The following is a 7,192-nucleotide window of genomic DNA, read 5'->3' as shown; positions in this document are numbered from 1 at the left end:
TCAGCGCCTGGGCGACCTCCTGGGGTGTCCTCGGCGCTGCCCGGCTGCGGCACACACTCGCCGCCGGGCGGGTCACCGCCAAGACCGAGGCCGCCCCCGGGAGGATCGATGACTATGCAGCTGGTGCTGCCCAGCGGTGTGACGTTGCAGCGCCGTGACACTCCGGCGGACGTCCATGACCTGCCGCCGCACGTGCTCGAACGCATCGCGCTGCGCTGGGCGGAGCGCGCCGGCTGCGAGCCCGGGCAGGTGGTGCTGAACGAGGACGAGCTCGGCTGGTCCGTGCAGGCGCCCGGCGTCCGCGCGAGCTACGCCACGTTCGTCGACAAGGTCACCGGCCGGGTGGTGAGCTTCGCCAATCCGGCCTACCTGGACGATCAGTACCGCGAGCAGCTCGAGTACGAGCGGGGTGTGCCACCACGACCCGGCTTCGGCGGCGCGGCGGTCGAGGTGCCGGGAGCGGTCGCGGAGGTGGCGCTGGAGTCGTCCGCGACCGTGCATGCGAGCAGCGTCCGCACCGCTGAGCCGCCGGAGCTGCATCCGCTCGTGCAGGCCCGGCTCGGTGCCGTCCCGGCCCGGGCCCGGGTCCGCGGCGCCGAGTGGCATCCCGAGCTGGTGGCGTTCGGGAAGCTCATCAGCGATCCCGGCGATGTCGCCACGCACGTACGGCTGTGGCGGGTGCGGGAGCCCTCCGACCCGCGTCAGGGCCATGCCAACGGCGGACCGTGCGCCACCTGCGCCGAGGTCCTCGGGTACCGCCCGCTGTGGCCCTCGGACCGGCCCGGTCGCCAGGCCGGTGACTCCGCCTGGCAACGCCGGCTCGCGCGCCGCCGGTTGCACCGCGGTCCGGCCCCGGCCAAGGCGCGCGTCGCCGAACGGATCGAGCAGGTGCTGGCCGTCCGCGGGGTCGAGCACGAGCACACGGTGTCCCCGGCCGCGGTCGAGGCGCTCGAGCAGTATCTCGGGGCGGAATCCACTGTCCAGGTGCCCGGCCGCTCGGTGCGTACGGCGCCGTTCCACATCGATCCGGGGTGGGCCGCCGACACCGCCGACACGCTGGCCCGGGTGGCGCGGCGGGTCGGTGCGCCGCTCTTCCCGCTCGGGACCGCCGGCTACGAGGGCCTGCTGGCCATCGACCCCGCGCGGCGGATCTTCCTGATCGACGAGTCCGGCGAGTGGTCGCTGGGCACCGGGCTGCCCGCCGCCCTCGACACTCTGCTGCTGGGCCGCTCCGCTCCCCGGGTCGAAGGCTGATCATGTGCCGCTGAACAGGTGGTTGTCGAAGGGCGTGATGCGGGTCACGATGGACGGGACTGGAGGTGCGCATGTCCAACCCGTGGCTCGCGCTCGCCCTCGGCACCGACCCCGCGGAACGGATCACCCAGGTGGGCCGGGCCCACGAGCGGTTCGTGACCGGTGAACAACCGGTGACCCAGGTGCGGGACGTGGTGGCCGCGTCCTGGCGGCGCTCGGCCGGCGCGCTGGTCAGCCCGGACAGCACCGCGCCCATCGAGCTCAGCGACGGCGACCTCGAGGCGTACCGGGCCGCGCACCCGCTGGCCCGGGTGCTGCCGATCTTCCGGGACCTGCTCGGCGGGCTGGCCGACGACGGTGACCACCTGATGGCGGTCTGCGACGCGCACGGTCGGCTGCTCTGGGTCGAGGGCACCGCGTCGGTGCTGCGCGGCGCCGAGTCGATGAACTTCGTCCCCGGCGCCCGCTGGGACGAGGCGCACGCCGGCACCAACGCGCCGGGCACCGCGCTCGCCGTCGACCACCCGTTGCAGATCTTCGCCACCGAGCACTTCAGCCGCGGCGTGCAGCGCTGGACCTGCGCCGCCGCGCCGATCCACGACCCGGCGACCGGCCGGCTGCTGGGCGCGATCGACGTGACCGGCGGCGACCACCTGGCCAACCCGCACAGCCTCGCCCTGGTCCGGGCGACAGCGCTGGCCGCCGAGGCGTACCTGGGTGCCGGTCAGCCCGCGCGCGGCGCGACGGTGTCGGCCCTGGGCCGCGAGGACGCCGTCCTGTCGATCGGCGGCCGGCCGCACCGGCTGGGCCGCCGGCATTCGGAGCTGCTGGTCCTGCTGTTGCTCCATCCCGAGGGCCGCACCGGTGACCAGCTCGCCGTGGACCTCTACGCCGACGACCTCAACCCGGTGACCGTGCGCGCGGAACTCTCCCGGCTGCGCCGCGTTCTGGGGCCCGAGCTGCTGGACTCCCGGCCCTACCGGCTGCGCGCCGAGGTCGACGCCGACTTCCTGACAGTGACCCGCCTGCTGGAACGCGGCCTGGTCGCCGAGGCTCTGGCCGCCTACGCCGGACCGCTGCTGCCCTCCTCGGACGCCCCCGGCGTGGCCCGGCTGCGCCGCCTGATCGACTCCCGCCTGCGCGACGCCGTGCTGCGCCGCGCCGACCCCGCCCTGATCCAGTCCTGGGTGACCAGCCCCTGGGGCGCCGAGGACCTGTCGATGTGGGAGGCCTACGCCGCCGTCCTGCCACCCCACTCGCCGGCCCTCTCGCTGGCCACCAGGAGGGTCGCGTCGCTCACGGCGGAATACGGGCTCGCAACGGTCTTGCAACCTCGCCGTAACTAACGTCACCCGTACCCGAACTGGTACGGAGGACACGCGCATGACCATCTATTCCCCGCCCGGATCCGACGGTGCGGTCGTCAGCTACGAATCCCGTTACGACCACTGGATCGGTGGCGAGTACGTACCTCCTGTCAAGGGCCAGTACTTCGAGAACCCCTCGCCGGTGAACGGCCAGAACTTCTGTGAGATCGCCCGGGGCACCGCCGACGACGTCGAGCGGGCCCTCGACGCGGCGCACGGCGCGGCCGACGCCTGGGGCCGCACGTCCGTCTCCGAGCGGGCGAACATCCTCAACAAGATCGCCGATCGGATGGAGGCGAACCTCGAGCAGCTCGCCGTCGCCGAGACCTGGGAGAACGGCAAGCCGGTCCGCGAGACCATGGCCGCCGACATCCCGCTGGCCATCGACCACTTCCGCTACTTCGCCGGTGCGCTGCGGGCCCAGGAGGGCACCCTGGGCGAGATCGACGACGACACCGTGGCCTACCACTTCCACGAGCCGCTCGGCGTGGTCGCCCAGATCATCCCGTGGAACTTCCCGATCCTGATGGCGGTCTGGAAGCTGGCGCCCGCGCTGGCCGCCGGCAACGCCGTCGTGCTCAAGCCGGCCGAGCAGACCCCGGCGTCGATCCACTACTGGATGTCGCTGGTCGCCGACCTGCTGCCGCCGGGCGTGGTGAACATCGTCAACGGCTTCGGCGTCGAGGCCGGCAAGCCGCTGGCCTCCTCGAACCGGGTGGCCAAGGTGGCGTTCACCGGTGAGACCACCACCGGCCGGCTGATCATGCAGTACGCCTCCGAGAACATCATCCCGGTGACCCTGGAGCTCGGCGGCAAGAGCCCGAACATCTTCTTCGACGACGTCAGCGCGCAGGACGACGACTTCATGGACAAGGCGCTCGAGGGCTTCTCGATGTTCGCCCTGAACCAGGGTGAGGTCTGCACCTGCCCGTCGCGCGCGCTGATCCAGCAGGGCCACTACTCCGACTTCCTCGCCGCGGGCGTCAAGCGCGTGGAGAACATGAAGCAGGGCAACCCGCTGGACACCGACACCCAGGTCGGCGCGCAGGCCTCCAACGACCAGCTGGAGAAGATCCTGTCGTACTTCGACATCGGCAAGCAGGAGGGCGCCAAGGTGCTCATCGGCGGAGCCCGGGCCGACCTCGGCGGGGACCTGGCCGGCGGCTACTACGTGCAGCCGACCGTCTTCGAGGGCGCCAACTCGATGCGGATCTTCCAGGAGGAGATCTTCGGCCCGGTGGTGTCGGTGACCTCGTTCTCCGACTACGCCGACGCGATCAAGACCGCCAACGACACCCTCTACGGCCTCGGCGCCGGCCTGTGGACGCGGGACATGAACACCGCGTACCGGGCGGGCCGGGCGATCAAGGCCGGCCGGGTGTGGACCAACTGCTACCACCTGTACCCGGCGCACGCGGCGTTCGGCGGCTACAAGCAGTCCGGCATCGGCCGCGAGAACCACAAGATGATGCTGGACCACTACCAGCAGACCAAGAACCTGCTGGTCAGCTACTCGCCCAAGGCCATGGGATTCTTCTAGGCCATGGGAGCCCGAGTAGACGTGACACCCGCGGCGGCCGACCTGATCCGGTCGCTGCGGGGACAGCACGGCCCGCTGATGTTCCATCAGTCCGGCGGCTGCTGCGACGGCAGCGCCCCGATGTGTTACCCGGATGGTGAGTTCCGTACCGGTGCGAGCGATGTGCTGCTCGAGGAGCTGCACATCGATGGCGTGGCCGAACCGGTGTCCTTCTGGATGAGCACTTCGCAGTTCGAGGCCTGGCGGCACACCCACCTCACCGTGGACGTGGTGCCGGGCCGGGGCAGCGGCTTCAGTCTGGAGGCGCCCGAGGGGGTGCGTTTCCTGATCCGCAGCCGCATCCTCACACCCGAGGAACTGGCGGCGCTGCCGTCGTGACGAGGCCCGGCCGGGCGGCGGGAAACTGCTGCCCGGCCGGGTGCTCACTGCTATAGCGTCTCCGGCCATGACCGACTGGCCGCGTACCGAAGCCGAGGCATTGGCCGTGCAGGACGCCCTCCGGTCGCGGCTGCTGGGCGGGCCCGGACCCGAGCGGCCGGCGACGGTCGCGGGCCTGGACGTGGCCTACCACGAGGACGGCGAGCGGCTCGCGGCGGCGATCGTCGTGCTGGACGCAGCGGACCATCGCGTCGTGGACACGGCCGTCGTGCGGGGCCGGGCGGCTTTCCCGTACGTGCCCGGACTGTTCGCCTTCCGGGAGATCCCCGCGCTGCTGACGGCCCTGGACCGGCTCACCGTGCGACCCGACGTGCTGATCTGCGACGGCCACGGACTGGCGCATCCCCGGCGCTTCGGACTCGCCTGCCATTTGGGCGTGCTCACCGGCCTGCCGTCGTTCGGCGTCGGCAAGACCCCGCTGGTGGGCAGCTGGGCGCCGCCCGGCGAGCGCCGCGGCGAGCGGTCCGCGCTGATCGACGACGGCGAGACCGTGGGCGCCGTGCTGCGGACCCGGGACTCGGTGAAGCCGGTCTTCGTCTCGGCCGGGCACCGGATGGACCTCGACACCGCCTGCGCGCTCACCCTCGGACTCACGCCACGCTTCCGGCTGCCGGAGACGACGCGGGCCGCCGACCGGGCCTGCCGGGACGGATTGCGGCAGCCGGATGTAACAGTCCCGAGACGGTGACGCCACGCTGTTGCGACCCGGCGGTCACCCTCGCTCCGATAGTGTCGGCGGGTCGAACATCGTGCCGAGGAGTGACCGTTGTCTGATCTGTCCCAGCTCGTCAAGGCGTACGACGTCCGTGGCGTCGTGCCCGACCAGCTCAACGAAACCGTGGCCCGGGCCCTGGGCACGGCGTTCGTGGAGATGCTCCGCGAGTCGGGGGACGACGCGGAACGGATCGTGCTGGCCCACGACATGCGCGAGACCGGCCCCGCGCTGGTCGCCGCGTTCTCCGCCGGGGCCAACTCGGCCGGCGCCACCGTGGTGAACACCGGTCTCGGCTCGACCGACCAGCTCTACTACGCCTCGGGTGTGCTCGGCCTGCCCGGCGCCATGTTCACCGCCAGCCACAACCCGGCCAAGTACAACGGCATCAAGCTGTGCCGGGCCGGTGCCCGCCCGGTGGGCCAGGACAGCGGCCTGGTCATCGTCCGGCAGCGGGCCGAGGAGCTGCTCAACGACCTCGACGCGGTGGGCGAGGTGCCGCCGGCGATCGAGCACCGCAATCTGCTCGCCGACTACGCCCGGCACCTGCGCGGGCTCGTCGACCTGTCTGGCATCCGGCCGCTGAAGGTCGTCGTCGACGCCGGCAACGGCATGGGTGGCTACACCGTGCCGGCCGTGCTCGGCGACCAGGAACTGTCCGCGCTGCCGCTGGAGATCGTGCCGCTCTACTTCGAGCTGGACGGCTCGTTCCCGAACCACGAGGCCAACCCGCTGGACCCGGCCAACCTGGTGGACCTGCAGGCGGCCGTCCGCGAGCACGGCGCCGACCTGGGCCTGGCCTTCGACGGCGACGCCGACCGCTGCTTCGTGGTGGACGAGAACGGCGACCCGGTGTCCCCGTCGGCCATCACCGCGCTGGTGGCCAAGCGGGAGCTGGCCAAGTTCCCGGGCAGCACGGTCATCCACAACGTGATCACCTCGGCCGCGGTGCCCGAGATCATCACCGAGAACGGCGGTGTCCCGGTCCGCAGCCGGGTCGGCCACTCCTTCATCAAGGCGGAGATGGCCCGCACCAACGCGGTCTTCGGCGGCGAGCACTCGGCCCACTACTACTTCCGTGACTTCTGGTTCGCCGACACCGGCATGCTCGCCGCGATGCACGTGCTCGCCGCGCTCGGGGGCCAGCCGCAGCCGCTGTCGCAGTTCGCGGCCGAGTTCGAGCGTTACGCCGCCTCCGGTGAGATCAACTCCACGGTGGCCGACGCGCCCGCCAAGATCGCCGAGGTCCGCGCCGCGTTCGCCGACGCCACGCTGGACGAGCTCGACGGCATGACCCTGCGGCTCAGCGACGGCGCCTGGTTCAACCTGCGTGCCTCCAACACCGAGCCGCTGCTGCGGCTGAACGTGGAAGCGCCGAAGCCGGACCGGATGGCGGCCCTGCGCGACCAGGTGCTCGCCATCGTTCGCGGTTAGGATCACCTGGATCCGCAAAGCCCGCGCACGTTTTAAGGAGCCGTTCGGTGGCCCTCGACCCGCAGTTGCTGGAGATTCTGGCCTGCCCGGACACACACCACGCGCCGCTGGAGTACGACGCCGGCGCGCAGACGCTGACCTGCACCGAGTGCGGACGTGTCTTCCCGGTGCGTGACGACATCCCGGTTCTCCTCCTGGACGAGGCGATCACCGACGGGAAGGCTTCCTGATGGCGGGCCCGTTCGAGGGAGCGGCCGGCCTGACCGGGCGCCGGGTGGCCGACGAGGCGCTGCTCTCCGACGAGAAGGCGATGCTCGAGAACGACCCGGGCGGCATGCTGCGGGCCACCGCGTCCGCCGGCGCCCAGGTCCGGGAGTCGGCCGCGCTGGCCGCCGAGGCCAACCTGAGCGTGCTCGCCGACGAGGGCCGGCCCCGCGCCGTGGTCGT

7 protein-coding genes and 1 pseudogene are annotated in these 7,192 nt (G+C 71.9%); all 8 read left to right on the top strand.

Translation table 11 applies throughout. From position 1 onward, the window contains the following. Window positions 1-108: 108 nt before the first annotated feature. Window positions 109-1,254, top strand: coding sequence for an SUKH-3 domain-containing protein (locus AB0C29_RS25760; RefSeq protein ID WP_360824915.1), 1,146 nt, complete (start codon window positions 109-111; stop codon window positions 1,252-1,254). Window positions 1,255-1,325: 71 nt separating this feature from the next. Next, complete coding sequence (locus AB0C29_RS25755) at window positions 1,326-2,600, top strand: GAF domain-containing protein (protein WP_360824912.1); 1,275 nt, start codon at window positions 1,326-1,328, stop codon at window positions 2,598-2,600. Window positions 2,601-2,637: 37 nt separating this feature from the next. Then, complete coding sequence (gene adh, locus AB0C29_RS25750) at window positions 2,638-4,161, top strand: aldehyde dehydrogenase (protein WP_360824909.1); 1,524 nt, start codon at window positions 2,638-2,640, stop codon at window positions 4,159-4,161. 3 nt (window positions 4,162-4,164) lie between these two features. Continuing rightward, window positions 4,165-4,539 (top strand): DUF779 domain-containing protein, encoded by a 375-nt coding sequence (locus AB0C29_RS25745; RefSeq protein ID WP_360824906.1) that lies wholly within the window; start codon window positions 4,165-4,167, stop codon window positions 4,537-4,539. A 67-nt stretch (window positions 4,540-4,606) separates the two neighbouring features. Continuing rightward, window positions 4,607-5,287 carry a deoxyribonuclease V gene (gene nfi, locus AB0C29_RS25740; protein WP_360824903.1) on the top strand — a complete coding sequence of 227 codons (681 nt, stop codon included), beginning with the start codon at window positions 4,607-4,609 and terminating at the stop codon, window positions 5,285-5,287. A gap of 78 nt (window positions 5,288-5,365) precedes the next feature. After that, window positions 5,366-6,745, top strand: a complete 1,380-nt coding sequence (locus AB0C29_RS25735) for a phosphomannomutase/phosphoglucomutase (protein WP_360824900.1) — start codon at window positions 5,366-5,368, stop codon at window positions 6,743-6,745. A gap of 47 nt (window positions 6,746-6,792) precedes the next feature. Further along, a complete protein-coding gene (locus AB0C29_RS25730; protein ID WP_360555811.1) occupies window positions 6,793-6,975 on the top strand; it encodes a Trm112 family protein in 183 nt (60 codons plus the stop codon). After that, window positions 6,975-7,192 (top strand): annotated as a pseudogene (locus AB0C29_RS25725) (mannose-6-phosphate isomerase); the annotation flags it as partial. The gene AB0C29_RS25730 and the pseudogene AB0C29_RS25725, both read left to right, overlap by 1 nt.

The sequence above is a fragment of the Actinoplanes sp. NPDC048791 genome (assembly GCF_040650095.1).
Classification (GTDB): Bacteria; Actinomycetota; Actinomycetes; order Mycobacteriales; family Micromonosporaceae; genus Actinoplanes.
Note: the sequence above shows the minus strand (reverse complement) of the source record. Positions and strands in the feature narration are given on the sequence as shown.

Coding starts and splice junctions, on each gene's coding strand:
- AB0C29_RS25760 (WP_360824915.1), top strand. CDS start 109: ATGACTATGCAGCTGGTGCTGCCCAGCGGTGTGACGTTGCAGCGCCGT.
- AB0C29_RS25755 (WP_360824912.1), top strand. CDS start 1,326: ATGTCCAACCCGTGGCTCGCGCTCGCCCTCGGCACCGACCCCGCGGAA.
- adh (WP_360824909.1), top strand. CDS start 2,638: ATGACCATCTATTCCCCGCCCGGATCCGACGGTGCGGTCGTCAGCTAC.
- AB0C29_RS25745 (WP_360824906.1), top strand. CDS start 4,165: ATGGGAGCCCGAGTAGACGTGACACCCGCGGCGGCCGACCTGATCCGG.
- nfi (WP_360824903.1), top strand. CDS start 4,607: ATGACCGACTGGCCGCGTACCGAAGCCGAGGCATTGGCCGTGCAGGAC.